Origin of the sequence: Bilophila sp. 4_1_30 (genome assembly GCF_000224655.1) — a bacterium.
Taxonomy (GTDB): Bacteria; Desulfobacterota; Desulfovibrionia; order Desulfovibrionales; family Desulfovibrionaceae; genus Bilophila; species Bilophila wadsworthia.
The window spans coordinates 795,977-820,085 of record NZ_JH114233.1; the positions used below are offsets into that span (position 1 = coordinate 795,977).

General features: G+C 54.9%; 29 protein-coding genes, 1 tRNA gene and 1 pseudogene. 3 read left to right on the forward strand and 28 right to left on the reverse strand.

What is annotated here, in order from left to right:
- Positions 1-21: 21 nt before the first annotated feature.
- The 18 genes and pseudogenes from HMPREF0178_RS15320 to HMPREF0178_RS15395 all read right to left on the reverse strand — a co-directional run bounded on the left by HMPREF0178_RS15320 (position 22) and on the right by HMPREF0178_RS15395 (position 12,856).
- On the reverse strand, positions 22-1,599 hold the full coding sequence (locus tag HMPREF0178_RS15320; RefSeq protein WP_050809291.1) for a bifunctional diguanylate cyclase/phosphodiesterase: 1,578 nt from the start codon (positions 1,597-1,599) through the stop codon (positions 22-24).
- Positions 1,600-1,606: 7 nt separating this feature from the next.
- The gene (locus HMPREF0178_RS20605) at positions 1,607-2,113 is read right to left on the reverse strand and encodes a S26 family signal peptidase (RefSeq protein ID WP_009380629.1); all 507 of its coding nucleotides are present in this window, start codon (positions 2,111-2,113) and stop codon (positions 1,607-1,609) included.
- A complete protein-coding gene (locus HMPREF0178_RS15330; RefSeq protein WP_157134949.1) occupies positions 2,103-2,816 on the reverse strand; it encodes a hypothetical protein in 714 nt (237 codons plus the stop codon). The genes HMPREF0178_RS20605 and HMPREF0178_RS15330 overlap by 11 nt, the downstream gene beginning before the upstream one ends.
- Before the next feature lie 6 nt (positions 2,817-2,822).
- Entirely contained in the window at positions 2,823-2,996 is a 174-nt protein-coding gene (locus HMPREF0178_RS21605) for a hypothetical protein (RefSeq protein ID WP_009380631.1), read from the reverse strand.
- Between the two features lie 11 nt (positions 2,997-3,007).
- Entirely contained in the window at positions 3,008-3,493 is a 486-nt protein-coding gene (locus HMPREF0178_RS15335; protein WP_009380632.1) for a TraV family lipoprotein, read from the reverse strand.
- A complete protein-coding gene (locus tag HMPREF0178_RS20610; protein ID WP_009380633.1) occupies positions 3,483-4,838 on the reverse strand; it encodes a TraB/VirB10 family protein in 1,356 nt (451 codons plus the stop codon). Before HMPREF0178_RS20610 ends, HMPREF0178_RS15335 begins: the two co-directional genes overlap by 11 nt.
- The gene (locus tag HMPREF0178_RS15345) at positions 4,835-5,794 is read right to left on the reverse strand and encodes a type-F conjugative transfer system secretin TraK (protein WP_198134999.1); all 960 of its coding nucleotides are present in this window, start codon (positions 5,792-5,794) and stop codon (positions 4,835-4,837) included. The genes HMPREF0178_RS20610 and HMPREF0178_RS15345 overlap by 4 nt, the downstream gene beginning before the upstream one ends.
- Positions 5,727-6,314 (reverse strand): TraE/TraK family type IV conjugative transfer system protein, encoded by a 588-nt coding sequence (locus HMPREF0178_RS15350; RefSeq protein WP_009380636.1) that lies wholly within the window; start codon positions 6,312-6,314, stop codon positions 5,727-5,729. The genes HMPREF0178_RS15345 and HMPREF0178_RS15350 overlap by 68 nt, the downstream gene beginning before the upstream one ends.
- Before the next feature lie 12 nt (positions 6,315-6,326).
- A complete protein-coding gene (gene traL, locus HMPREF0178_RS15355) occupies positions 6,327-6,608 on the reverse strand; it encodes a type IV conjugative transfer system protein TraL (protein WP_009380637.1) in 282 nt (93 codons plus the stop codon).
- Between the two features lie 29 nt (positions 6,609-6,637).
- Positions 6,638-6,931, reverse strand: coding sequence for a hypothetical protein (locus tag HMPREF0178_RS15360; protein ID WP_009380638.1), 294 nt, complete (start codon positions 6,929-6,931; stop codon positions 6,638-6,640).
- A gap of 14 nt (positions 6,932-6,945) precedes the next feature.
- Positions 6,946-7,557, reverse strand: a complete 612-nt coding sequence (locus HMPREF0178_RS15365; RefSeq protein WP_157134951.1) for a DUF4400 domain-containing protein — start codon at positions 7,555-7,557, stop codon at positions 6,946-6,948.
- Between the two features lie 32 nt (positions 7,558-7,589).
- A complete protein-coding gene (locus tag HMPREF0178_RS15370; RefSeq protein ID WP_009380643.1) occupies positions 7,590-8,222 on the reverse strand; it encodes a hypothetical protein in 633 nt (210 codons plus the stop codon).
- A gap of 58 nt (positions 8,223-8,280) precedes the next feature.
- Complete coding sequence (locus HMPREF0178_RS15375; protein ID WP_009380645.1) at positions 8,281-9,261, reverse strand: hypothetical protein; 981 nt, start codon at positions 9,259-9,261, stop codon at positions 8,281-8,283.
- A 334-nt stretch (positions 9,262-9,595) separates the two neighbouring features.
- A pseudogene (tnpA, locus tag HMPREF0178_RS15380) lies at positions 9,596-10,049 on the reverse strand (IS200/IS605 family transposase).
- 219 nt (positions 10,050-10,268) lie between these two features.
- Positions 10,269-10,640: a hypothetical protein gene (locus tag HMPREF0178_RS15385; RefSeq protein ID WP_009380649.1), complete on the reverse strand. Its 372-nt coding sequence runs from the start codon at positions 10,638-10,640 to the stop codon at positions 10,269-10,271.
- The gene (locus HMPREF0178_RS21100; protein WP_009380651.1) at positions 10,633-11,148 is read right to left on the reverse strand and encodes a transglycosylase SLT domain-containing protein; all 516 of its coding nucleotides are present in this window, start codon (positions 11,146-11,148) and stop codon (positions 10,633-10,635) included. The genes HMPREF0178_RS15385 and HMPREF0178_RS21100 overlap by 8 nt, the downstream gene beginning before the upstream one ends.
- A gap of 2 nt (positions 11,149-11,150) precedes the next feature.
- Complete coding sequence (gene traF, locus HMPREF0178_RS21105) at positions 11,151-12,026, reverse strand: conjugal transfer protein TraF (protein WP_009380653.1); 876 nt, start codon at positions 12,024-12,026, stop codon at positions 11,151-11,153.
- On the reverse strand, positions 12,023-12,856 hold the full coding sequence (locus tag HMPREF0178_RS15395) for a TrbC family F-type conjugative pilus assembly protein (protein ID WP_009380654.1): 834 nt from the start codon (positions 12,854-12,856) through the stop codon (positions 12,023-12,025). The genes traF and HMPREF0178_RS15395 overlap by 4 nt, the downstream gene beginning before the upstream one ends.
- A 94-nt stretch (positions 12,857-12,950) precedes the next feature.
- On the opposite strand from HMPREF0178_RS15395, the gene HMPREF0178_RS21610 reads away from it, so the two are divergent.
- On the forward strand, positions 12,951-13,580 hold the full coding sequence (locus HMPREF0178_RS21610) for a hypothetical protein (RefSeq protein WP_009380655.1): 630 nt from the start codon (positions 12,951-12,953) through the stop codon (positions 13,578-13,580).
- Here HMPREF0178_RS21610 and HMPREF0178_RS15400 read toward each other — a convergent pair.
- Complete coding sequence (locus HMPREF0178_RS15400; RefSeq protein ID WP_009380656.1) at positions 13,537-14,640, reverse strand: hypothetical protein; 1,104 nt, start codon at positions 14,638-14,640, stop codon at positions 13,537-13,539. The genes HMPREF0178_RS21610 and HMPREF0178_RS15400 overlap by 44 nt on opposite strands.
- A 659-nt stretch (positions 14,641-15,299) precedes the next feature.
- Positions 15,300-15,791 carry a hypothetical protein gene (locus HMPREF0178_RS15405; protein ID WP_009380657.1) on the reverse strand — a complete coding sequence of 164 codons (492 nt, stop codon included), beginning with the start codon at positions 15,789-15,791 and terminating at the stop codon, positions 15,300-15,302.
- A gap of 465 nt (positions 15,792-16,256) precedes the next feature.
- Between HMPREF0178_RS15405 and HMPREF0178_RS15410 the strand changes: the two genes are divergently transcribed.
- A complete protein-coding gene (locus HMPREF0178_RS15410) occupies positions 16,257-16,610 on the forward strand; it encodes a hypothetical protein (protein ID WP_009380659.1) in 354 nt (117 codons plus the stop codon).
- 123 nt (positions 16,611-16,733) lie between these two features.
- Positions 16,734-16,928: a helix-turn-helix domain-containing protein gene (locus tag HMPREF0178_RS15415; RefSeq protein ID WP_009380661.1), complete on the forward strand. Its 195-nt coding sequence runs from the start codon at positions 16,734-16,736 to the stop codon at positions 16,926-16,928.
- Positions 16,929-17,022: 94 nt separating this feature from the next.
- Here the strand turns inward: HMPREF0178_RS15415 and HMPREF0178_RS21110 are convergent, their stop codons facing one another.
- The 8 genes from HMPREF0178_RS21110 to HMPREF0178_RS23085 all read right to left on the reverse strand — a co-directional run bounded on the left by HMPREF0178_RS21110 (position 17,023) and on the right by HMPREF0178_RS23085 (position 24,109).
- Positions 17,023-18,450, reverse strand: a complete 1,428-nt coding sequence (locus tag HMPREF0178_RS21110; protein WP_009380663.1) for a site-specific integrase — start codon at positions 18,448-18,450, stop codon at positions 17,023-17,025.
- 147 nt (positions 18,451-18,597) lie between these two features.
- Positions 18,598-18,674, reverse strand: a tRNA-Met gene (locus HMPREF0178_RS15420).
- A 151-nt stretch (positions 18,675-18,825) separates the two neighbouring features.
- A complete protein-coding gene (locus HMPREF0178_RS15425) occupies positions 18,826-19,314 on the reverse strand; it encodes a EutP/PduV family microcompartment system protein (RefSeq protein WP_009380665.1) in 489 nt (162 codons plus the stop codon).
- Positions 19,315-19,568: 254 nt separating this feature from the next.
- Entirely contained in the window at positions 19,569-19,910 is a 342-nt protein-coding gene (eutS, locus tag HMPREF0178_RS15430; RefSeq protein WP_009380668.1) for an ethanolamine utilization microcompartment protein EutS, read from the reverse strand.
- Between the two features lie 45 nt (positions 19,911-19,955).
- Positions 19,956-20,939, reverse strand: coding sequence for an ethanolamine ammonia-lyase subunit EutC (eutC, locus tag HMPREF0178_RS15435; protein ID WP_009380669.1), 984 nt, complete (start codon positions 20,937-20,939; stop codon positions 19,956-19,958).
- A gap of 32 nt (positions 20,940-20,971) precedes the next feature.
- Positions 20,972-22,333, reverse strand: coding sequence for an ethanolamine ammonia-lyase subunit EutB (locus HMPREF0178_RS15440; RefSeq protein ID WP_009380671.1), 1,362 nt, complete (start codon positions 22,331-22,333; stop codon positions 20,972-20,974).
- Positions 22,334-22,481: 148 nt separating this feature from the next.
- A complete protein-coding gene (locus tag HMPREF0178_RS15445) occupies positions 22,482-23,654 on the reverse strand; it encodes an iron-containing alcohol dehydrogenase (RefSeq protein ID WP_009380673.1) in 1,173 nt (390 codons plus the stop codon).
- A 326-nt stretch (positions 23,655-23,980) separates the two neighbouring features.
- On the reverse strand, positions 23,981-24,109 hold the full coding sequence (locus tag HMPREF0178_RS23085; protein WP_009380679.1) for a helix-turn-helix domain-containing protein: 129 nt from the start codon (positions 24,107-24,109) through the stop codon (positions 23,981-23,983).

Consider the following 24,109-nt stretch of genomic DNA (forward strand, 5'->3'; position numbering starts at 1 on the left):
CGGCCGGACACGCGCCGGGGGTTACGCTTCCTTGAAAGCGGCCAGCATGGCGGCCAGTTCGTCCTCCGGCATGGGCTTCGCGTAGAAAAACCCCTGAATGTAGTCCACCCCGGCCGCCCGGACAAGATCCCGGACTTCCTCGGTCTCCACACCTTCGGCGACGATGGCCATGCCGTTGATCCGGGCCATGTCGACGACGGCCTTCAGCAGGGTACGCTGCTTCGGGGAATCCATCTCGCCGTTGATCAGCCCCCGGTCGATCTTCAGCACGTCTACCGGAAGGCGGGACAGGTAGTTCAGGCTGCTGTACCCCGCCCCGAAGTCGTCCAGCACGATGTGCAGCCCGGCCTGTTGCAGCTGCACGGCGATGTCCTTGATCTTGCCGAAGGACTGGATGAGCACCGTCTCGGTGATCTCCAGCGAAACCACGCCGGGCTCCGCGCCGCTTGCCCGGATCGCTTCGAGAATCCCCCCCGTGCAGTTTTCCACCAGAAAATGCTGTACCGAAAGGTTGATCCCCACTCTGGACAGCCCAAGGCGCAGGCCGGCCCGCCGCATGAACGAGCACGCCCGGCGGAGGGCGTATTCGCCGACGCGCACCACAAGGCCGTTCCGTTCCGCGATGGCGATCACCTGATTCGCGGGCAGGAGCCTGCCCTGCGCGTCCCTCAGGCGGAGCAGGGCTTCGGCCGCCGTAAACCTGCCCGTGCGGAGGTCCATGAGGGGCTGATACCAGACCTCCAGCGTCCCGTCCCCCAGCCGGGTTTCCAGCAGCCGCAGGATGACGGCCTCGTCGCGGAGCAGCCGCATCAGCGCGGCGTTGTAGGTGACCATGCCGTCCTGCCGCTTGGCGTAGCGCAAGGCGACCTGCACCCGCTCAAGCAGCTCCTCCGGCGTGTCGGCGTGCACGGGGTAGGTGCAGATGCCGATGTTGACGCTGATCGTGAACATGTCGGGCCCCGCCTTGACGGGCACCGCCAGCGCCTGCCGGAGCCGGTTCGCGATGGCGTCGGGATGTTCCTTCCGGAAATCGATGCCGAGGAAGACGTCGCCGTTGATGCGGTAGATGTATCCGCCGAAGAAGCCCTTCAGGCGCCCGGAAACCTCGCGCAGGATCTCGTCCCCGGTCTGGACGTTGAAAAGGTCGTTGTAATTGCTGAACGAGCTTATATCGATGCAGAACAGGCTGAACCGGCGCTTCTTGTCATAGGAAATCAGCATGTTCGCGTCGCGCAGGTACTTGCTCCGGTTCCCCACGGCGTATACCGGATCATAATAGGCGAGCTGTTCCACATGGCTGCGGTACTGGTTGAGGGCCATGGAGAGCTGCATGACGTCCAGATTGGACGAGTCGTTGAAAGTGACGCCCGTCTGCCCTTCGGCCAGAAGCCTGCACTTTTCGGCGAGGGAACGGATCGGCGATTCGCTCTGGAGCCGCGCATAGAACTGGCAAAAAAGGTTCCTGAGCAGTTCCGCCGCCGTCCCCCCGCCCTGCGGGCAGACGAGGAAATGGTACCGCGCCTCAAGGAAGAGTTTCGTCCCGCCCAGATTGACCTTCCACAGCAGCTGCAACGCAAGCCCCTGCGCCAGATCGGACATCTGCTTTTCAAAGCTTGAGCACAAGTCTCCCGACGATCCAGCTTTCGGAGATCAGCCCCAGGTAACGGCTATCGTAGCTGGCCGGGTGATCGCCCATCACGAAATAGCGGCCTTGGGGTACAATTCCATCATAGAGAGCGGAGTTGAGAGGTTGCCCCTTCAGATTGCGATCTCGGACCGCCCCCAAAGTGCGTCCATCGCAGATCGCTTCATGCGCGGTCACGAGTAAACGCTGACCCGGCCCACAGGCGATGCGCTTGATGAGCTTCATTCCCTGTTTCAAACGGGGCTGGCGGTTGGGATCAACGCCTTGCCACCGGAGTACCACGTACTCGCCGGGGTGGGCCCTGGTCGCCAGCTCAGCGCGTGTTTCCATCAGGGCGAGTGAGCCCGACACGCTGGACCCGAGTACAATGACCCACCGCCAGGGAGAGAAATACTGAATGCCCAGAGCGACCAGCATGAGTACAGACAAGCACCAACACACGGTATTCATCCATCGCTTACCGGCCATTTATTTCCTCCTGTGAAGCGGATACGGTTTGTGAAGGAGCGGACTCTTCCCGGCTGTCCGTGACATGCACGGTGCGGACAGCCAGAGTGTCCGTTCCGACCGGCCAGAAGACGAGACTCGGGGTGGCTCGTATCTGGAACCTGTCCCGCAATCCCCGTGAAAGTTGGTAGACCGGGCGTCCAAGCTCCAGAGCCAAGTCATAGGGATAACCGTCCGTGATGAGCAGTTTGACGCGCGGATCGTCGTTATAGCCGGTGTCTTTGAACCAACGCAGTTCGGCTGGCCGGTCGGCGTTGAGCACGACAAGAATAAAAGGGTAGCCGATCCCTTCTTCAGCCATGATTTTGAGCGGGTTCACCCGAAGGCCCTCCGGGTAGATGGATGCCCCGTTGATGTCGGTCACGGCTTTTGCCAGTTCCGGCGTGACCGTGAACGACAGATCCACCCGGTACAGCTCATCTTTATCCGCAGGGGGCAGTCCCCCCACGGCGTCATGCGGGCGGAACGTCCGGGCCTCATCCTGAATCACGTTTTGTAATTTTTCCTGGAGAGCCCGGGGATCAATTCCGGCGCTGCGTTCGGCAATAACCTCCAAAAAATCACGCTCTTTGATGGGATACACAGCGCCACCCCGGCCCACGACAAGCGCATGAGCCGGGATGGCCAACAACAGACAGAGAGCCAGAAGGAGAAGAGTACGCATCGGCATTCACGCCGCCGCGCACTCTTTTTGGGGAGCGGGATTCATTTGTTGCAGCGCCATTTTCTTTATATCGCGCTCCAAATCCTTGATGCGTTCGTTGTAATCCTTGACCGACTCCCGGCGTTGCTCTTTCAGATCCGCCAGTTCCAGCACCATTGTTTCGAGCGACCGTGCTTGCATGTCATGCCCCCTTATTTTGTGATCGAGCCGATCTCCGAGTGGGCCTTGGCGTCGAACTGATCCGGCCACACCCATTTCGCATCTTCCACCGGCACCCAGAGCGTGCGTTCGCCAGCGAGAGTTCCGAACCAGGTCTGATAGGGCAAGATGACTGTCTCCATGATCACGGGCGACGTCCGCACCGCGGGCGCTTTGTTGCCTTTGACGTATTCCGTGAGCAGTTCCAGGCGCAGCGCGCTTTGTTCCCGATCCGCCTCTGTGGACGCCTGTGCTGGGGCCGGACTTTCCTGCTTTGGACTGTCACCCGCTTTCTGGAGCGTCCCGGTTGCAGACGGATCTCCTTTGACCGCCAGTTCATGAGCCTGAGAGACGCTGACGCACCGTCCGTTTGCCTGTTGCGGACAGTCGAACGTGTCCTTGTACGGCATCACTGCGCAACCGGTAAGGGAGGTCATCGCCAGAGCGACGAGCAACGGGAGGTTGAGGTTACAGTGCATCGGTCGTATCCTCCGGGGTAGTGGAAAGTGCTTTCGCAAAGCGCAATTCCGCGCCTTGAGTAAGTACAAAAGTGGCTTTGCGAGCGGCGCCGACCTGGATTACGGGAAACACCTCGTCCGCGAGATCCATGTAGTAATCCGACACTTTTTCCAGGGCCTTGCTCATCCCTGAAAACGCACCGCCAGCTAAATTTTTACCGTATTCTTCGGTGTCCGGGACACTGAGGCCCCCCCCGGAATCCGTTATGGAAACGGAACGTGAGCTGAAGCTGAAAAACTCCGCAAGACCCTGTACAAAACCGGCTTTCATCGTCTGGGCCAGGAGCGCCCCAGCTTTGCTCGCCACCGGTCCCCGTAACCCCGCTTTACCATCCGAATCAGCCACAAAGCCCAGAATTTTCTGATCGATGGCCGTTTTCCCCTCGTTATCCACACAGGATATGGAGAGCCCGCGAATGTTGACCCGTTCTGTCGAGAGCTCGCCTATGCCTTCGGACAGGAGGAAACAGCCGAGCACGTTTTGTTTCACCTCGTTGGGGAGCCAAGCCAAATTCTGGATGCGAAATAGAATAGGGGATGGCGAACTTTTGGCTTTGGCCCCTGTGGGCGCATCCAGTCCCGTGAGGAGCTGAACCTCAAAGAATGCGCCGGAAGGGATGTAAAAACCAGGGGCGTCATCATCCTTTTTTCCCGTAGTTCCGCCCATCCCGGATTTGACCTTGGAGGGGGCCGTGCCGTCCGCTGCCGCCACCGGCGTCGGCGTCGGCGTCCAGGAAAGCACTCCCAGACTTCGTGGCGCGGGTGGGACAGGGCCGTTCTCGACGGTCTGTCCCTGATCTTTGGGCGGTGTCGAGACTTCCGCGCTTTTCTCTTTCGAAGAAGATGTACCAGCAGGGACGGAAGGCGGGGCGATGAAAAGAGGCTCCGAAGAAGGCACAATTGGAGAGGATGGCAGCATCTTGCCGATTTCATCCATCAGAATCGTCTTGTCCACCGACGCGGGAGCGGGAGCCTGCGGCTTGGGAGTGGATGCGTTGGTCCGGCGTCGCTCCTGTTCCAACTGTTCCATGCGACGGTTCATCTCCGCGATCTGAGAGCTTTGAACGGCGATCTTGGCTTGGAGACTCTCTGTCAGGACTTCGGCAGCAAGATCCGGGTTGTGGAATTCATAAGCATCACCAGAACTCTTGCCCAAAGTCCTGGGTTTGCGATCCGGCATTCCGACCATGAACAGCAGGCCGCCCAACACGAACACAGCGCCTAACGTCAGTACCCGGCGCGTGGTCGGACGCAACGACTTCCACCGTTCACTCAGTCCAGACAGGCGTTGGCGTACTCCGGTCATGGGCGATCCCCCGTATCCTTGGTCAACACCACGGCGCGTTGCGTTCCACGCAATACCACACGCCCCAGAGCAACAATGGGACCGGCGACGAAATCCTGGACGGATGCCAACAGCTTCGGCATATCGGCGGAAGCATCCTGAACGACCAGATCCCAGGCCACCAGGTCGCTGATTCCAGTGATAATCCGTTGGCCCGGCGTAATGCCCTTGGGGGCTTTATCGGGATTCACCGGCTCTTTGCGCCAGAATGGCATGAGGTCATCGGTCCAGACGCGCCGCAGTATCCGTGCGATCTGCTCCTCGTGAGGGAGCGCTTCGGCGGTGCGGATTGCCGTGCCGTAGCGAATGTTTTTCTGAGCTGACAGGTCTTCTGTCGGGATTAGTTCCACGTTGGTTGCCGGATATTGGTCGTCCACGACGCCGTTGATCTGATAGACGCGGCCATCGCAGATGATGTTCATATCCAGGGGAAAATGGCTGAACTCGGCGGGCACGTCCACGCCCATACGAAGAAAAAGATCATGGCCACTGTTTTTCAACTCCAACTCCACGCCTTTGGTCGTGGGGTACAGCACGTCCTCAATAACTCCCGAGCAATGAATCCTGTTGATGTAGTTCCGGCTGAATACCGCGAAGTTGCGCCGATCCGCTTCGGCCCGCTGCCATTCCGGGGACTCGATCTGAGCCCGGTAGGCGTCGGTATCCTTGCGATAGCTGATCTGGCGCTCCTTGGGATCGCCGGGGCTGGAATCATCTTTAAACCCCTTCCGGATGCGCTGGATCTCCTCCAACAGAGCTGTTTCACTATCGTCCTTTGGGGACGGCTGTTTCACGGTTTCTTCTGTTGATGCTCCGGGCGCGGGGATTGGCATGCCGTCCGCCAGCGCGTTACTTGTTGTGATCACGCAGCAAAGCATTGTACTCAGCAGGGCTGAGAAGGCGAATTTCCTCAACACGGAACCCTCCATCGGTGATACTGTATGTGTATCGGATATGGATTTCGTCATTGGTCAGTTCTTGTCCGGACGCCCATCGGATCGTGGTGCCCGCCACCAGAAAAGAGTCTTTGAGAAGAGTGAAGGTCTTGGGCATGAACGATTCACTGATTTTCAACTTGCCCACTTGATCAATACGTTGCTGGAGCGAGGTTTTGACCGTCGCCCAATTCTCAGCAGGCACGTAAGCCAAAAATTCTTTGTATCTGTCCCCTATGTTGTAGGGCGTATACGTATAGAGCAAATGGGTGAGGTGAATGCCCATAATACGGATGTATTCAGGCGACGTTGCCTCTCCTTCTATGGCGACTTTTGCGGCAAGATGCGTGGGCACGATGATCACCCGCGCGTGTTCAGCCCTGTAGACGCAATAGCCCGCCAGCCCGATAACAAGTACCGAGAGCAGCGTATTGAAGGCCATGACCAGACTGAATTTCGCATGGGAGTCTCGCAGGTGATCGGCATACAAACGAAAGCGCATAGCTGCTCCTTATCAACCACGAAATGTATTGATGTAACCGTCAGGATAGCCTTTGTACCGAATGATTCCCCAATGGTGCATGAGGTTTGCCATGACCCCGCTTGGAAATTTTTTCTGATACAGGGTGATGGTGTACATATAGGCGCCCGCTAGTCCTAAAAAGAGCAGCAGGTTATGCGTGAACAGCCCGATCAGAAAAAGCGCGAAGGCAGGGACAAAGACATCCACATCCCAGATAAGAATCGTGATTGGCGCATCAAGATAGCGAGGTATTCGTCCCTGCCCCCGGATCATATAAACCCCTTTGGATAAGGATCAGTTTTTCAGCAGATGATCCCGAAACCAGTCACCACATCTTCCAGCTTGAAGAGGACGCCCGCTGTGCAGGTACACAGGACAAACGTGGCGAACGAGCCCCGGATGGCAGCGGCCAGCCCCCAGGCCAGAACGCCGCCGGTAAGCAATCCGCCAAGCGGGCCTGCCACCAGGCGATCATAAAAGACCTCATACATCGTGTACCACATGTCGCCCGCCGAAGGGGCCGTGAACGCCAAAGCGGCACGGGTCGTAGCCAGCACCAAGCAGATTGCTAGCAACGGAATCTTGATTCTTTGCATAAAAATCCCTTCTGTTAAATTTCCAGAGAGAGATTGGCGGCGAGTTGGTGCGCCACAAACCCCATGCACCCGGCAAAAGGCCAAACCCATAACATGGGAGATGTGGTCCAAATCGTGGTTCCGCTCATTTCCACTGTCAGAGGAATAGCGCCGATGCCCGGAAGGATGCTGCCAAAGGGCAGAGTCAAATACAGCATGCACAACGCCGTGCTGAACAACGCCACAAGTACGAAAAAACGGAAACGAGTCGAGGAGACGTTCCCAAACTGGATAAATCGTTCATGGAAAGCGATGCGCCCTTCGCACAGGCCGAATATGGCGGCCAGAAAAATGGTTGGGGCCATGAGCCACAAGCCGAATCCCCTTAACGCCAGCATTTCAAAAATGCCTGCATAGGGTCCCAGCCATTCGCGCAGCACCCCGAATCCCTCTCCATCCAACCACTGAATGTCGTATCCTGCCTCTGTGTAGAGTTTCTTCTCCTGCTCCAGGGGAGCCCAGACCACGTGGTCACGATTCCCCTTGGCCCACGGATTAAAAAAACGCTGCTGCCCCGGTCCCTGGTGGATCACCCATACAGAGAGCCACAGGCTGGAGAACAGCACGAGCAGACCAATGATCATCACGTACCGCAGGCATCCTACGGGCCGCTCCTGGATCATTCGCTGTCGCCTGCCGGAATCAACAAGAAGGTGTCAGATGTGGCGTCCGTTTCGTCGGCCTGTGCCTCAAAGGTCTTATCCGCATCGGATGCGGCAAGGGCCATACTGTCCGGGGAAAGTACCGTGTCCGCATTGGGTGTGGGGGTAAGGTTGGGCGACGAAGCGTGCTTGTTCTGCCGGGGGCGGGTTTCCCTGCGACCCGAAGCCTCGCGCAGACGCATGGCATAATCGTAGAGAGGCGTGCGCACGGTGCCTGCCATCTGCTGCAACTGCTCAGGGGCCAGTAGCGGATAGAGACGCGCATAATCGCCCCGGCCATTACTCAGGGCTTGGGTCGCGGACTGAAGTTGGGATGCGAGATGCGACAAGGAATACACCACGGGACGCAACGGCGAAGGGACCTGCGGCAGTTCCCACCGCAGTTCTCCGGTGCGCAGCCGGTAACTGTGTGCGACAAGCGTGGCCTCCAACCGGAAGGCCAAACGCACTCTCGCCTGCGCGGACAGTTCCCGCAAAGACGTTTTGAGCAGCACACGTTCCAGCGCTTCGGGCGCCAGACTTGCGAGCGCATCGCTCAGTTGCTGTTCCTGGTTCGACAGGGCTCCACGAGACAGATCGGTATCGGGCATAATTGCCTCCTTTTACCCATGACTGGCGGGAGGTCATGTCGGGCAAGGAGGTAATTCTCTATTCACGCAAGACCGAAAAAACGCCCCTGGCTTTTTCGAGTACCCGGAGACGTCGTTGCGTCATCCTCTGTCGGGAACCTGCGAAGTGTAAACGCTGACGTATTTCCTCGTCAGTCGCCTGTTGAAGGTGCAGCAAAAAAATAGCCATATCCAACCCCGCCTGTTTCCGGGCGCGGGATTGTGTTCGTTTTGAGGCATTCAGCAGACGCTCATCCAATAGGGATCGGAAAAATTCTTTCTTTAATTTTTGGAAATCAATATGAAAAATCTGATCTGTTTCTGATTCTGATACGGCCGTTTTTTCAATGGTATCAGCTTGATCAGGCTGTATTTCATAACTGCTTAGTGTGTCATAATAAAGTGCTGTATCAGAAATGGCCGATAAAAAAGACTTATCAACACTCTGACCATATAAAATGTTATCAAGCAAATGATTGTAGAAATCCTCATAGTTAATTTCGGATAGTATTTTTCTGAATTTGTAAACATGACTCTTCTCAGATATAATTTTGTTCGCTTGTCTTTCTACTTTTTTGAGATAGTTATTGAGTCTTACAAAATCGTCATTGGATATGACAGGTTCCAACTGCTCCAGATAGTCATGAAAAAAAAGAAAACGTGGTTGCATGAATAATAGATCTTCCGGTGTCGTAATCACCATACGGCAACGGGCACGGGCCAGGCCATAATGCCGTTGCCATGTTCCATGCGATTTGGAAACCAGATGCGTCATCCGTCTGCCGACAAGAACGTTCCATAGTCTCTTCAAGATAGGCGCTATGCCCGGGCGCTTGGAGGCGATCAGAATCCGCGCCTCCATTTCCTGTTTGGGAACGAGGGCATGTCGTTTCCTGCCCAGGTGATCGCGTACCCATTTATACGTGCCCATGGACTGCCACTGTTTGTATATCCACCACCGCGAGAGTCCATGTTCTTCAAGCAATGGGTAAAATGTTGACATTTCGACATATACAGTCATATGACGCTCCTCAAAGCATAGATAGATAAAACTATAAAAGAAATTGAGTTTTTGAGTCAAGATTAGTATCCGATTTTTCAAAACGGGAATTTCCAAAGCTCTCGTACACTCCAGCCCATTACTCTATTATATGGGTATTATAGGATATTCTACTCTCAAAATGACCATTTCCAAAACTCTCCTACACTTATTTGCGACGAGGATGAGAGGTGGTTCAACACGATAATCAAAACCACCAGCCTAGTGGGTGGTTTGCTCTGGCCCTATAAGGGCCTGTTACCGGCCGGCGCCTAAACGACGCTGGCTTTCACTTCGTTCAAGCCCAGTGCCCTTGTCACCTTGGCCACCCCTTGAAGGGGTCTGCATATTCCCGTGTCGTCAACTTGTCTTGTATGATGTCATTCTTCTCTTGTTGTTAGATATATTTCTTAATCGTGGCTTCATTGAGGCCAACGGTGCTTACATAGTACCCCTCCGCCCAAAATTTTCTGTTGCCAAACTTGTATTTCAAGTTCGCGTGCTTATCAAAAATCATCAAGGAACTCTTGCCTTTCAGATACCCCATAAAACTCGACACGCTGATTTTGGGTGGGATACTCACAAGCATATGCAACATGGTCTGGCATAAGATGGCCTTCTATAATTTCAACACCTTTGTACTTGCATAAGTCCCGTACACTTTCACGCAATTGCGAAAAGAGTACTTTTCTCCTGTATTTTGGTGTAAAAACGATATGATACTCACACAACCATCTTGTGTGAGCTAAGCTCTGTGCCTTAGTTCCCATAAAAAACACCTTTCCCTTGGTTTGCGCTGAGCCTGAACAGCTTCAGCGTACGGGAAAGGTGTTTTTTTTTGTGTATAACACTTGGTCTCCACCCGCATAGCGGGTGGTTTCTTGTTTCGGACGCTCCGCGTCCTCAACAGGCTAAAGCCCATAACAAAAACAGGGGTGGAGGGTCTATAACCCTCCACCCCTGCGTGATGGCATGAGGAACAGCAAAAATCAGGAAGCCGCTCGTTCCTCTCTCACATTATGTATTTTTTTGGAAAAGAGATTTTCGCAGTCCTGCCTGTGAACATATATTTGCTTTCCGCGTTGTTGCCAGCGCACCGCTCCTTTGGATTTGTGGTAGTGCATGGTACTGCGGTGCACGTTGTATTTGAGAGAGATGACGCCTATCGGCACAAAATCGCCCTCAGACAGCAATTTGTATGTTTTTATGTCTTCAGCATAGACCATCATTACAGGAATATTCATTGGCAAGAGTTTTGTCACAAAATGCCTTACCTGCCCATTTTTGATAGCCTTACGCAAGGCATATTGCGTAATTTCAAACTGTTCAACGGCGTCTTTGATGACAAGGTAGTTATTCATTCCTGTGACCTCCCATTTTTTTATACACACGCTCTGCATATTTTTTTGCGCGTACCGGATTACGCGATGCTGGCGTGTGATAACTACCCACTCCTTTCCAATTATTCCCATATCGCTTAAGCTCCTGAGCCAAGATCCACGCGCCAACTGTTAGGTTGACGAACGGATCAAGGACAATATCAGGAGACAGCCGGAGTTTGTGTATCCAGTAACTGTTGATTTGCATAAGCCCGACATCAACGGATTCACCTCTGGCAAGCGCAGTTCGCACGAGGCGAAGCGCGTCCTCGCTTTTCCGAGGATAGAGATCTTTGCCTTCGACATTCACGGTCCAGGGATGAGCACTGCTCTCCACATCCATTATCGCGCGCACCAAGAGCGGCGGGACTCCCCAACGTGTACTGACTCTTTCAAGAGCAACCTGAATCCGTTCACTATTCCACTCTTCCGCTTTCACAGGGTGGCAAGGGGTGCACAGAAGAACGGCGCACAGCCAAATATACTTCATATCTACCTACCTGCCTTGGACGATTTTAAGAATTCCTTGAAAGGCACAAGATTTTCCACCATCTCGGGTCGTTCGTAAGCGTTCTTTCCGAACCACTGATTCCAGGCACTTAGTAGCCCCCGTTCTATATCCGCATGTTCTGCAAGCCCGGCTTTGAGTCGGGTTTGGCGAATGCCCTGATCCGTATTACCGACCACCCAGATATCCGGTACGACTTGTACTCCATACTCAGCAGCCAAATCTGGATGTTCATGTATGTTGATTGCAGTAAGATTTTTCCAATCCCACTTATCTATAAAGCTTGATATAATAGCTTTTTCCTTCTCACAGTAAGCGCATGCGGGAGAGAAAAAGAATATCAGGCCCATCTGGTCACGCATTTGTGAGATGGCTTTTCTTCGATCTTCCCGTTCGGCAATGATTTCGAGATTTGTGGCGGCCGTTGTAGGAGATCGCTGTACGACCTCATCAAGGATCGGATATTTGAGTATCGCTGCTGACCACGCTTCCTGGAAAGTTTTGGCTCGGCGCATGGCGACACCCTGCAACGAGAGATACGTGAGCATCCGATTTTCATCATCAGGGGCTTGTTGTGCCCAGGATAACGTTTCATTAATGAGTGTTTTGAGTTCCTCGGGTGGAATCGTCCAGACTTTTTCCCAATCTATCGTTCCAGTAAAAATCGATGCTTGGTTATCTTTATTGTTTTGTAGCGAATCTGGCTCTTTAAAATCTTTATAGCAAAACCACCCATTGCAAGTATCAGGGGTATCAAAGAAATTCGGATTTCGTGAAGATGTTTCATTCGCAGATGCGAGAAATGGCATGAACGTCGATAATGAAATGATTATAAATGCACAAACAAGGCGATATATCATTTATCACCTTCCAGCGTATTTAATTTATCGAGATAGTTATTAAGTAGAGGGTCAAATGGTCGTTCTAACAGGAACTGTTCTAAAACATAGTGCAACGAAATATCACCAATCCATGAAAGCGTAATAGCATCTTTTGAGTCTATTTTTGTATGTGAAAATGTATTTATAATATTCGGAACGTAAACAACAGTCGGCACATCTTGAATATTAAAAAGTTTATATAGGTTTGGATTTATCTCCACAGATGTTGTGTAGCAATCCTGATCACTGGTGGATGCGCAGAGCAGGGATTGAGCCCATCGGGATGTCGGGATGAACTTGGAAAAATCAGTTCCGATGACCCCCCTTAAAACCAGGACCGCTCCAAGCCCTTCCATATCCCGGAGATAGTTTTTTATCGTAGCTGACGGAACGGATTCTGATACAAAAATATACAGATGCGTTTCGGAGTAGAGGCCGTCTTCCACATTTGTATCAGAGGAAGAAGCGCTTCCGCACGCATCAAGGTTCCGCAACCTCGTCACTTTACTCCAGATGTCTCGGGTATACTCCTCCACCAAGGGGACTTGACCTTGCGCGTCCAGAACAGACCGCCGGGCAACCTCCGAATCCAAATTTTGGTCTTGTAACGCCGGTAGAGATAATAGCAGTTCCTGCCACTTCTCCTCGGCTGAGGGCTGGCGCAATAACTGTCCGGCGACTTGGGGGACAATGATTTTTTCGTACCGCGTTGCGTCATAAACGCTCCTTGTTGCTTCTACGTCCTCCACAATGCTCAGGATCGTCACCAGTATCAGACCCGCTATCCGGGCTATTCCGGCATATTTCATGGCGGCATACCTCCTGCCTATTGGCTTTGGGAGACCAGGCCGCGCAAATTTGCGCCAATTCTGTTCCCGCCTCCTATGGGGTAGGAGGCAATCCATGTTCACGTCCACCGAATCCGAGCTGAACGCGTTGCAGCAAACGAGATTGACGATTTTAACCGAATTACGGGCCTGGAAAGGATTAATGGATCTGCTGGCGGATACATTTCACACCCGCTATCCCCCTCGCGGCCAATGGCATGGGTGGACTTTGCATGTGATCCGTTGCTCCAAGAGCAAATCATGTCTGATGTGCCCTCATGCCGTTGTTTGGCGAAAATACTACCTCGCCAAGCTGTCTGAAGCCAAAAAAAAGTCTGTTCTGTCCGAGGGAAAGAGCCTCCGAAAGGTTGCGTTCATTTGGGGTAACAAACCTTCGGAAATATGCAGATCGGGACTTCCTCCACGGCTGTTTTTGCGTCCTGAAACCCGCGAGACTTTCAATAAGTTCGAAGAATTCAGATCCGCGATCATGGTCGCACACCATGAACTGGCTGACGCGCACAAGCGCCTTCTCCTGCGCATCCGAAAGCTGGAACAACGGCAGAAATTGTCTCAGGCCGGGCCATACCTTTATAAGTGGCTTTCTTTGGCCTCAGAAGCCGCAGACACCAGGGCTTCTATCTCCCGGCAGATATGGTCGCTTAGGCTGGACAAGTCTCAGGGAGAAAGCCGTACAGTTCTCTGAGTCGGCCCCGTACCAGAATTGAGAAAGGAGGCCGTCCAAGTATGGCGACTCCTTTCTCCTTCACCTGGTCCTGAATAAGCCGGGTCAGATGCGGGTACACTTCGGCCCACAGCGGATGGGCTTCTCCCTGTTCCGCGATTTCGGCCATCCGGCTTTCCAGTTCTTCCTCTCTCGCAAGGTTTTCCCTTTCATGGCGGATAGCGGCCAAGCGCTGTTCATCGGCCAACTTGGCGTCAGCCTCGGCCAGCAGTTCCAGCCTGAGCGCCGCAGCTTTATCCACATACCCTTTGGGCCTCTGATAGCTTCCATTACGTTTCATAGAGCACAGCCAGTAGGCGATGGGGTCCTGCACAGGATTACCTTTCTGGTCAGTGATGCCCCCGTGTTCCAATTGCCAATCCAGGTAGCGAAGGGTCAGGGCCACGACACCCTCGCCGTCCCAACCCTGGGCGCGAAACGCCTTCTCAAGTTGCTGGAGATGTCCCGGCGTCAATCCACCCTGAGCGGCGAACGGCCAAAGCTCCCGCATAGTCTGGGTGTCTGTCTGCCAAATTGTAGAGATGGATAGATCTGTTTTTGATCTATCTATCTCTCTGTACGTGGATGGTGGGACAGGGGTGTCTGGATTGAAAAGACAGGATGGGGAGGATGGTGGGGTAAAAGATTTCCCTTCTTCCATGGACATAATATGCAGCCCTTGGATGGCGCCTTGAAAATAGGGAATCACCGCCAGTAATCCCAACAGCTTCAGGCGGCGAAGGATGCCCCGTACCGTGCCGTATGGGATACCCAATTCCCTGGAAAGAATAGCGTGAGTGGAGATGAACGACTTGCGCTCCCGGCAATAGGCGAACAGACGTTTCTGCTGGTTGGTGCGGAGATGTGCCGTAGGAGGAGAGACAAGTTCCAAAGAAGGGAGACCGGATGTTTGAACACCCCGCTCTTGGGATTGGACAGTCTGCCAGGGCTGTCTGTCAACAAAGGCTGTCTGTCCGGGCAGCCTGTCGTGGATGATTTCGGGGCTATTCTGATGACCGAGTTGACGAGAAGAGCTGAACATGGGGAGAACCTCCATCCGTGGATTGGGAAGAAGACGGCTTCTTCCGATCAGAATGGACGGGAGACGAGTCTGAGCAACTTTCTCCTCTTCGAGAGGAGCGGATGGACGTTTGGAGTGGTTCCCACAACATAAAATGACAGTGGTTTTGAGGACAGGTTCCCACAACTAGGGAAAAAACGGAGCAACTGACTACTGCCTTTTTGATGGTGACGGGGCACGAATAATTATTTATTTAATTCGGTATGTTAAGCAAATAACGAGGTAATCCGGTGTGGTGCGGAGACGGTATTCTTACGAAGCGGTACGCGGTATCCCGGTATTGGCGTGAAGGGGTATTGGTTTCATGGTATTCTCGTGAAGAGGTACGTGGTGACAGGGTAAAGTGAAGAAGAGGTACGGATTTCGTGGTAATTTTACGAAGCGGTAGGCGGTGTCGCGGTAAAATGAGAAAGAGGTACGAGGTATCAGGGTATTCTTGTGAAGAGGTACTCGGTATCGGGGTAATACAAGAAAGAGGTACGCGGTATGATGCTATTCGGATGAAGGGGTATATGGTAATGAGGTATTTTTGAACGGGTACGGCAAAAACGGGTATGAACAAAAGACAAAAAAGGACTCCCCAAGTCCGGCAGAGACTTTGGGGAGTCCTTTTTGAGAAACTACTTTTTTGAAGTGGACACAAGCTTCATGGCATGAATCACTTCATACACACTTTGTAATCTAAGATAAATATGGTACACTAATGTACCCCATTCCTTGACATAGAAGGTGGGAATTTGCTCGTCAGGCTGAATCCGCATCAAAAGCTGACTTTGTGATTCGAGCATAATACAAGTTGACAGCAAGAGGTCGTCCAAGTCTTCAGCTTGATACACAGCAAGCATTTTTTCTTCATGGCCGAGTTCAAATGGGGAAAGATAAAAAGTCCGATATTCACCCTTGAAGGGCGGTTCGTTTTTCTCTTTCTCCTTTTCTGCACAATCAGTTTCGTGCTCGGCCCCCCCTGACCGGGACATGCTGTCCCTGTCCAACTGCTCCACAGTTTCCCTAAGTCGGTCGATTAAAGAAGACAGTTCTTGATAAAGATGACGAGGGCAGGAAATGTCATCTTGAGACTTTGATCCAAAAACAGTACTGTGCAAATCAGCCATGACCATACCTCCTTCGAAGGTTGGTTGCGGTTAGGCTCCTCGACGGATGGCCGTCTGTCGGGGGGCCGCTTCGTGTGAATGAGACTTTCCTTTTGCATAACATACTTGGAAAATTGGCGTCAAACGCACGTTCAAAATGTGTTATACATTCTGAGAGCTGAGAATTTTTTTTACGGATATGAACGCCCGCATCCTTTGCTTACACTGCTCAGCTCGTCAAAAACGAATACCGCGCAAGTAATGCCATCTGAACGCTGAAAGCCACCTCGATTTTTTTCGATTAATTTTTCGTGCCCCGCTCCTCCTTTCTCATCGCCTCCACCTCCTGTAGATTTCCCGTCATCCCTTCTCGCTGGACTTGACTCAAAAAATCACCTGTCCCCTGAATTCACCGCATTATTTATTTGCCAAAAGAGGTCTCCCGCCCCTTGAAGTATGAACACGTACTTCAACATGGAGGGCACAATGCAGGAAGATCAAAAGCCAACGATGCCGACTGGTGAGGTCGAAAACAAAAAAAAGGCCACCAAGCTCCCGCTCAAGGCCAAAGTGACCAAACGTCAATTTTCAGTGGAACGGCCTCGTGATACGGTCTATGCCATTTCGGTGGTCAGTGATGCCATCCGTGAGCACATGCAGGCATTTGTGGATGAAAACGGGGGGCGCAAGGCTTGTTGCCACCGGATTTCCATCCACGAAAACGTCATGGTGTACGAACTGAGGGACGTGCAGTCTTGCCCGCAGTGCGCCTTCAAGCCTCTTAACCCGACCAATCGTGACATCCCGGCCCATCCCACGTTTTCTCCCGATGCAGCCTAGAATCGGTCGGTACAGACTTTACAATCAACACACTCGACAACCTCCAGTTTTGTGAAGTTTGCCAATCGAACAATCAGAATGCGTGTATGAGCGAATACAAAGAGCTTCCCCCAGGAGAGCCTTATGAATAGCCCACTCTTAGAACGCTACTTGTCGCCCAAACAGGTAGAGACGATGTTCAACCTTCCTGTAACGTCTCTGGAAAAATGGCGCTCATTGAAAATGGGGCCACCGTATATGAAGTGTGGCAAACATATTAGATATAAACCAGAAGAAGTTGAAAAGTGGATGGAAAAACAACGTATCCCCACAAGCTGATTTGTAACGGTTACATAGCCAGTCTTATTTTAAGACAATATGATGTAACTCTCTATTTTCACAAAAGTAAGGCCGCCCGAAGGCGGCCTTACTTTTATCCTGCCATAGCTACTTCATAGTCAAGCCATGTCAGATTTTCCGTGCTTTCTATTTTAGTCTTTACGGTGTCAAGTTTGGATCTACCTTTAACCAGTATTTCGCTTATGAGCGTTGACCGCTCTTTATTAAGTGCCGGTATATAATGAGCATATCTCTCTGTTTGTTTGATTGAGGTATGCCTTAAAAGATCACGAAGCTGGTGCAAGGTTACATCACCACTCATTGCTAACCATGTGGCAAATGTATGTCGCCAAACATGAGCCCAGATTCGTTTCCTACGTAGTTCCTGCTTTTGCGCTAAAGTTCTGTTTATAGAGATTTCTTTTCCATTAACCATTTTTGTTGTTTTAGCGCACAAGCCTATGTCTTCCGCTGTTCTTTTAAGTGTATCAGAAAATTGTTTGATTTTATCTCCAGTACGGGACTGAAAAATATATTCATGAGGAGCCCTGTTGTAACTCAAAAGACGATCCAAACATTCTTGATTGGACATTATGGGTTGGCGGATTCCCCCTTTTCCTGTCACCCAGAAACAACCTCCCAGTTTATCAGGATCAGCTCCGCAGATTGAAAATATTTCTGTGGGGCGCGCACCAGTATGAAGCATAATATACGACATATCCATACATTGCGTACTTCTCTTACCCAACTCAAGCAGAAGGAGGTCTGCCTCTTCTGGAGTCAACCACCGCTCACCCTTGTTCTGTGGCTTAGGCATAGTAAACCCCGAGTCACGTTCACTAAAAGGGTTCCCTCCAGTATTGATCCTGAGTTTTTGTGCCGCAAAATAGTATGAAGCTCTCAGCAGAGAAAGGCATTTTTTAGCATGATCCGCTGAGGCGTCTTTAAGTAACCGCCTCTTCAGGTTACAAGCGGACTCAAAATCAACATCGGTAATGAGAGAATTCCCGATTCTGCCTTTTATATTTACTTCATATCTGTTTTTTTCTTTTTCGGAGTATTTTCCCTCACCTTCCAGCCAATCAAGATAGCTATTGACAATATAATCAACTGTGGGAATCGATTGCACATTACCATTTTTTCGTGCCTGAGTTCTCGAAAAATCTGGTTCAGCGGTTGAGGGTAGGCGTCCTGAAGCATCTGAAAATTCGGCACCACCTCTTGACGAAGAGAGGGAGCTTGTTGCCTCAATTTCACCTTTACAAATTTTTTCTAGGGCTTTTCTACGGGCTTTTTCTTTTTCAACCGCAGCAAGGGCTTCAATCCTTCCTCTGGATGCTTCTTGCTCCGAATAGCCATCCGATGCCCAACCCGAAGTAATAGTACGTTGTTTCCCGTCAGCATCACGATACATATACTCATAAGCCTTATCAGGCTTACCGTTATGCCGCCTCCGAGGGTCAGTGGTGATCCGGACGTAAACTCCTGCGTACTTCGAGGATCTGATCCTGTCCTGTGCCATTTGAAGGTCTCCTTTAATATGGACCTTCGGGACTCCCAAAAAAGCAAGTTGCTCAATGCTGACGCGTTGCTGACACTATGCTGACACCGGGCGGTAAAAAAACAAAAAGAGGGTTACGATTTTCATCGTAACCCTCTGATTTCTTTCTGGTTGCGGGGGCAGGATTTGAACCTACGACCTTCGGGTTATGAGCCCGACGAGCTACCATGCTGCTCCACCCCGCGTCGTGTGGAAAGAGTCCTACGCTTACCATGCGGGAATGGCAAGCTTTTTTTCGGCCCGTGGCAAAAAAATCCCGCCCCGCTGCCGTCCGTCCAGCCCGGCCTCCTTCGAGAGCCTTTTCAATCTGCCTTCCTTACAAGGCTTTCCTCCAGATCAGGCGCCTTTCCCGGTTCCGGCGCACGGGACGAGATGGTTCTCTTCAAGCCAGCGGCGCAGCGGCTCCAGCGTTTCGGGCCGGAATGCCGACACCGTAAAGAACGGCCCCCGCAGGCCCATGCGCTCCAGCCCCCGCTCGGCGCGCGGGATGTCCGCGTCGGGATGGTCGGTTTTACTGATGATCCCGGCGATGAGGAGGTTCGGCACGGTTTGCAGCAGCCCCGGAGGGACATGGGCGGGCTCCGCCGTGGCTGACTGCACATACAGGATGGCCCGCACATCCTCAGCCGCCACAAGGAACGCCGTGCGGCGCTGCGGGTAGGTGATGTACTCGCCGGGCAGGTCTACCATCAGATCTTTATGGAATACGGGCGATTGCGTCTTGATGACCCGCCTTTCGGAACCGGGCTCCAGAAGCGCGGCGCAGAGCGTGCTCTTCCCGGCCTCGGGCGGCCCGGCAAGCAGGCATTTCCAGCGTTTGGGCATGATTTCCTCCGTAGCGGCCTTCTCCTTTCAGCATCGGCGTAAGGCCGCCCCCCAGCGGCTCCAGCGGCCTCAGCGCGCCGGGCCCGCAGATAAGCGAGCCACCCCGCTTCCGGATTGGAAACGGCATGGCATCCCCCACCCCGGAAGGCGGGAGGGCACCCAGCGTATCGCTATGCTGGCATCGCCCCGCCCGAACCCACTCCGGAACGGGGGCGGGCCCCCGCACTGCCCGGCCCGGTGCCGCGCTCCCGGCGTCAGTGCCGGGTGACGGGGCAAATGGTGAATTGCAGCAGCCGCTTGAGCATATCGTTAACCTGCGTGAGGGCCTGCTCCACCGCGCCCACGGAACCGTACAGGATCAGCGTGCCGGAAAAGCGGTCGAGGAAGGCCACGTTCACGTCCGCCGAACGCACCGCCATATCCCCGGCGATGATCGCCGTCTCGCCCGGCGTCAGGGTGAGGATGCCGATGGCGTCCACGTCGGGAATCCCGGCCTTTTCGCAGATTTCCGGTGCGGGGTGCGCGATGAGGTGCGCCACCGTCACCTGTTTCCCCGGCACATAGGCGCGCGTCCCGGTATTCGTCTCATTGGGCATGGTCTTCCCCCTTTCCCGTCCCGGCATCCCGGCCCGCTGACGGCGTCATGCGCCCGCGTCCCCGGCCTGACGCCTGTTCAGCCTGATGCCGCTGGCCTTCCAATGCAGCATGTCCCGGACAAGATCCACAATGACGGCTGCTGCTTCCACAGGCGGCGTCCCTTCCCGGTGGATGTTCGAAAGCACCGAGCGGTCGGATTCGAGCGTGTCCGCCGTGGGGCGGTAGACCGCATAGCAGCTCATGCTTTCCGACTGCCCGAGCCCCGGCCTCTCGCCCACGAGCATGACCACCACGTCGCAGCCCACGGCCTCGCCGATGCGGTCTTCGGCCTTCACCCTGCCGTGCCGCAGGAACAGCGGGGCCCCGGCCCGGATGCCGGCCTGCTTGAGCCCGTTCAGGAGCGGAGGCAGGATTTCCTCATAGTTGGCGAGCAGCGCGTCCGTGCTCAGGCCGTCCGAAAGCACGATCACCACCTGCGGGGCGTCGGCATAGCGGCGCTTCAGCTCCCGCAGCGACTCCTCGGACAGCAGCCGCCCGAGGTCGGGCCGCGTGAGGTAGGTATCCTTGTCCTCCGCCAGCGTGGAAACGCTCCAGAGGCCATGCCCGCTGATCCATTCTTCAGGTACTTCTTTAAAGACCGTCCCCTTCGAGCGGGCATGATCCGCAAGGAAACGCAGGTAGGCCCGCGTCGGGGGCCGCGTCCCCACAGTCCCGGTGGCGATGCGCGCCCCGGTGTGTGAAACGAAATCATCAATGACGTCACGCCGATGGGGTGAAGCGATGAAACACCCCCGGCGGAATTCCGGCCCCGCCAGATCGGGGAGCGTACCGCCCCCGTCCCGGCCTTCGTCCTGAGCCGTGGGCATCCCGGTATGCGCCGCTTCCGGCTTGCCTCCCCGCCCGGCGGACGGGACAACGCCAGTCCCGGTTTCCCCGTGACCGACCGGACGATCCGCCCCGGCCGGAGCGCCTTCCCTCAGCGCGGCGAGCACTTCCGCCGCGATACGCTCTACATCCTGTTCCCGCATGTCCTTTCCTTACGAATGGGCGACGCCGCGCCTTAAAAGAGGAATGAGGCGTCCCCGGCCCGCGCCGTGAGCATACCGTTTTCCATGATGCCGTGCCGCTCCAGCCATTGCTCGAACTCCGGCGCGGGCCGCAGGTTGAGCAGCTGGCGGGCCGTGGCGATATCGTGGAACGAATTCGTCTGATAGTTCAGCATGATGTCATCCCCCATCGGCAGGGAGATGATGAAATTGACCCCGGCGACGGCCAGCAGGAGCATCAGGTTCTCGTTGGAATTCTGGTCGGTGTCGGCGTGGTTCGTGTAGCAGCAGTCGCAGCCCATCGGCAGGCCGTGCAGCTTGCCCATGAAGTGATCCTCAAGGGCGGCGCGGATGATCTGCTGATGGTTATACAGATATTCCGGGCCGATGAAGCCGACCACCGTATTGACCATGAACGGCTGGTAGCGGCGGGCCAGCCCGTAACAGCGGGCCTCCATCGTCACCTGATCGCAGCCGTAATGCGCATCCGCCGACAGCGCGGAACCCTGCCCCGTCTCGAAGTACATGACGTTGGGCCCGGCGGCCTGGCAGTAATGCCCGGCGAGGTCATACGCCTCGTCAAGCAGCCCCACGCTCACGCCGAACTCGCCGAGCCCCTTCTCGCTCCCGGAGATGCTCTGGAAAATCATGCTCGCGTTGGCCCCCTGCCGGATGGCCTCCATCTGGGTGGTCACGTGCGCGAGTACGCAGTTTTGTGCGGGTATCCGATGCCGCTCGATGACCTCCCACAGGGCGTTGAGCATGGCCTTGGTATTTTCCACGGTATCCGTCACCGGGTTGATGCCGATGACCGCGTCGCCCGCGCCGTAGGACAGCCCCTCATAAACCTGTGCCACAATAGAGGAAACGTCATCCCGCGTGTCGTTGGGCTGGAGGCGCGAGGAGAACCGCCCCGGCAGGCCCACGGTGTTGTTGGAGCGCACCACCACGGGCATCTTCTTCGCTGCGCAGATGAGGTCGGCGTTGGACATGATCTTGGACACGGCGGCGGCCATTTCGGAGGTGAGGCCCTTGCGGACGCGCTCGATGTCGGCGGCGGACGTGCGCCCGTCCAGCAGGAATTCCCGGAACTCCGCGACGGTCCAGTTCCTGATGCTCCCGTAAACCGGCGTGTGCACGGCGTCCTGAATGACCCGGGTGATGGCGTCGTCCTCGTAGGGGACCACGGGGTTTTCGCGCAGGTCGCCGAGCGTCAGCTCGCTGAGCACCTGCTTGGCGGCGACCCGTTCCCGCATGGACGAGGCGGCGACGCCCGCAAGCACGTCTCCGGAGCGCAACTCCCCGGCCTTGTTCAGGACTTCCTTGATCGAACCGAATGCATACGTTGTCCCGAAGAGGACGGTCTTCAGCTTCACGGCTGCTCCACGAAAAAAAGCGTTGTCCGGGGGCGGCACGCCGGGAATGGCGGCGACCCGCCCCGGAGTGGTGAAGGCACCTCCCGGTGCGCCGCCGGCGGATGCGGCGGCCTTCGGGAAGCGGGCGTTCTTTTGGAAGCGTCGGCGGCTACTTGTAGGACTGCATCAGGATTTCGACCACGTCCGCTTCCGTGACGGTGTAGCGGTCGCACTCGAACCCGACTTCGGCGGCGGCGATATGGGCCACCTTGGGCAGGTCGTCCTTGTTGATGTTGAAGTCGGACATGGCGAGCTTGTCCATGCCGGTACGCTCCATGAGCTTGGCAAGGGCGGTCACGAAGGCGTAGCCGGGCTTGGCGGGGTCGGCCTTTTCGCCCATGATTTCGCCGATGGCGTCGAATTCCGTGGGCAGCAGCGAGCAGACCTTCTTATAGTAGGCGTCGGCGATGAGCAGCAGGGACGCGCCGTGCGGCACGTTGGGGAAGAACCCGCCGAGGGCCTGCGCGATGATGTGGTGGGAGGTGGTGCACACGAGGGACTGCGTGAACCCGCACAGGATATTCGCGGCGTAGGAGATGTTGCTGCGGGATTCGAGGTTCGAGCCGTCCTCGGAGACGATGGGCAGGTGCTTGGCGACCTTTTCGATGGCGTCGACGGCGAAAAGCTCGGTGAGGCGGTTCCCGTTGCCGTTGTTCACGTAGCATTCGGAAGCGTGGAACAGCGCGTCGAAGCCTTGGAACAGGGTCAGCTTGTGCGGCAGGGTGAGCATCAGCTCTGGGTCGATGATGGAAATGGCGGGGAAGATCTCGTCGAGCGTGAAATCGAGCTTTTCGTTGGTTTCCTCATTGGTCACGACGGCATAGGGGTCGGCTTCGGTGCCCGTCCCGGCGGTGGTGGAGATCGCCACCACGGGGAACGCGCCGGAGACCGGCTTGCGCCCGCCGCTTCCGGCGGAGGCGTAATCCCACAGGTCGCCGGGGTTGGCCATCATGATGGAGGCGGCCTTGGCGGTGTCGATGCTGCTGCCGCCGCCGAGCCCGATCACGAAGTCACAGCCGCTTTCCTTGGCGAGCGCGGCGGCCGCCATGACGCCGGTGCGGGTCGGGTTGGGGGTGACTTTGTCGAACACGGCCACGGACACGCCGTTCTGTCCGAGCAGTTCGATCACGCGCTGCTGGATGCCGAGCTTTTCCATGAGCTTGTCTTCGGTGACGCACAGGAGGGCCTTCTTGCCGGGCAGGGAAAGGGTGGCGAGTTCCTTCAGGCGGCCCGCGCCGAAGACGATCCGGGTGGGGATGAAATAGTCGATGCGCTTCATCATGGCTTTGTGCTCCGTATAAGGTTTGGCGTTTTCAAAGGCGTAGCGCCTTGTTCTCATGCCCTTTCAGTGAGCAATAACGGTGCCAAACTCCTATCCGTTCAAATTGCTTATCTCTTTTCACAAAGCCCTGTTTGTCCGCTCAAAGTATCTGTAGCGGAGCACGCGGAACCTGTAGCGCAACGCTACACTTTTCACAAGGAACGGCCAAACTGTAGCGTTCTCGGACAAAGAGACGCGGGGGAAGGTGGGAGAAACGTTTCTGAAAAAAGGGGGGAGCGCCTCACGCTTCTCCCCCCTTCCCCAGCCTTCTCTCCCCATCCGCTCGCTTATTCAATAATCCCAAACTTTCGCAGCCTTCTGTACAGCGTGCTGCGGGCCACGCCGAGCTGCTCCGCCGCCTTGCTCAGGTTGCCGTTGCAGGCGTCTAGCGTGCTGCGGATAAGCTCGTAATACAC

Excerpts from the sequence above, each read along its gene's own strand:
- HMPREF0178_RS15320 (WP_050809291.1), bottom strand. The coding sequence starts at position 1,599 with ATGTCCGATCTGGCGCAGGGGCTTGCGTTGCAGCTGCTGTGGAAGGTC.
- HMPREF0178_RS20605 (WP_009380629.1), bottom strand. The coding sequence starts at position 2,113 with ATGGCCGGTAAGCGATGGATGAATACCGTGTGTTGGTGCTTGTCTGTA.
- HMPREF0178_RS15330 (WP_157134949.1), bottom strand. The coding sequence starts at position 2,816 with ATGCGTACTCTTCTCCTTCTGGCTCTCTGTCTGTTGTTGGCCATCCCG.
- HMPREF0178_RS21605 (WP_009380631.1), bottom strand. The coding sequence starts at position 2,996 with ATGCAAGCACGGTCGCTCGAAACAATGGTGCTGGAACTGGCGGATCTG.
- HMPREF0178_RS15335 (WP_009380632.1), bottom strand. The coding sequence starts at position 3,493 with ATGCACTGTAACCTCAACCTCCCGTTGCTCGTCGCTCTGGCGATGACC.
- HMPREF0178_RS20610 (WP_009380633.1), bottom strand. The coding sequence starts at position 4,838 with ATGACCGGAGTACGCCAACGCCTGTCTGGACTGAGTGAACGGTGGAAG.
- HMPREF0178_RS15350 (WP_009380636.1), bottom strand. The coding sequence starts at position 6,314 with ATGCGCTTTCGTTTGTATGCCGATCACCTGCGAGACTCCCATGCGAAA.
- traL (WP_009380637.1), bottom strand. The coding sequence starts at position 6,608 with ATGATCCGGGGGCAGGGACGAATACCTCGCTATCTTGATGCGCCAATC.
- HMPREF0178_RS15360 (WP_009380638.1), bottom strand. The coding sequence starts at position 6,931 with ATGCAAAGAATCAAGATTCCGTTGCTAGCAATCTGCTTGGTGCTGGCT.
- HMPREF0178_RS15370 (WP_009380643.1), bottom strand. The coding sequence starts at position 8,222 with ATGCCCGATACCGATCTGTCTCGTGGAGCCCTGTCGAACCAGGAACAG.
- HMPREF0178_RS15375 (WP_009380645.1), bottom strand. The coding sequence starts at position 9,261 with ATGACTGTATATGTCGAAATGTCAACATTTTACCCATTGCTTGAAGAA.
- HMPREF0178_RS15385 (WP_009380649.1), bottom strand. The coding sequence starts at position 10,640 with ATGAATAACTACCTTGTCATCAAAGACGCCGTTGAACAGTTTGAAATT.
- HMPREF0178_RS21100 (WP_009380651.1), bottom strand. The coding sequence starts at position 11,148 with ATGAAGTATATTTGGCTGTGCGCCGTTCTTCTGTGCACCCCTTGCCAC.
- traF (WP_009380653.1), bottom strand. The coding sequence starts at position 12,026 with ATGATATATCGCCTTGTTTGTGCATTTATAATCATTTCATTATCGACG.
- HMPREF0178_RS15395 (WP_009380654.1), bottom strand. The coding sequence starts at position 12,856 with ATGAAATATGCCGGAATAGCCCGGATAGCGGGTCTGATACTGGTGACG.
- HMPREF0178_RS21610 (WP_009380655.1), top strand. The coding sequence starts at position 12,951 with ATGTTCACGTCCACCGAATCCGAGCTGAACGCGTTGCAGCAAACGAGA.
- HMPREF0178_RS15400 (WP_009380656.1), bottom strand. The coding sequence starts at position 14,640 with ATGTTCAGCTCTTCTCGTCAACTCGGTCATCAGAATAGCCCCGAAATC.
- HMPREF0178_RS15405 (WP_009380657.1), bottom strand. The coding sequence starts at position 15,791 with ATGGCTGATTTGCACAGTACTGTTTTTGGATCAAAGTCTCAAGATGAC.
- HMPREF0178_RS15410 (WP_009380659.1), top strand. The coding sequence starts at position 16,257 with ATGCAGGAAGATCAAAAGCCAACGATGCCGACTGGTGAGGTCGAAAAC.
- HMPREF0178_RS15415 (WP_009380661.1), top strand. The coding sequence starts at position 16,734 with ATGAATAGCCCACTCTTAGAACGCTACTTGTCGCCCAAACAGGTAGAG.
- HMPREF0178_RS21110 (WP_009380663.1), bottom strand. The coding sequence starts at position 18,450 with ATGGCACAGGACAGGATCAGATCCTCGAAGTACGCAGGAGTTTACGTC.
- HMPREF0178_RS15425 (WP_009380665.1), bottom strand. The coding sequence starts at position 19,314 with ATGCCCAAACGCTGGAAATGCCTGCTTGCCGGGCCGCCCGAGGCCGGG.
- eutS (WP_009380668.1), bottom strand. The coding sequence starts at position 19,910 with ATGCCCAATGAGACGAATACCGGGACGCGCGCCTATGTGCCGGGGAAA.
- eutC (WP_009380669.1), bottom strand. The coding sequence starts at position 20,939 with ATGCGGGAACAGGATGTAGAGCGTATCGCGGCGGAAGTGCTCGCCGCG.
- HMPREF0178_RS15445 (WP_009380673.1), bottom strand. The coding sequence starts at position 23,654 with ATGATGAAGCGCATCGACTATTTCATCCCCACCCGGATCGTCTTCGGC.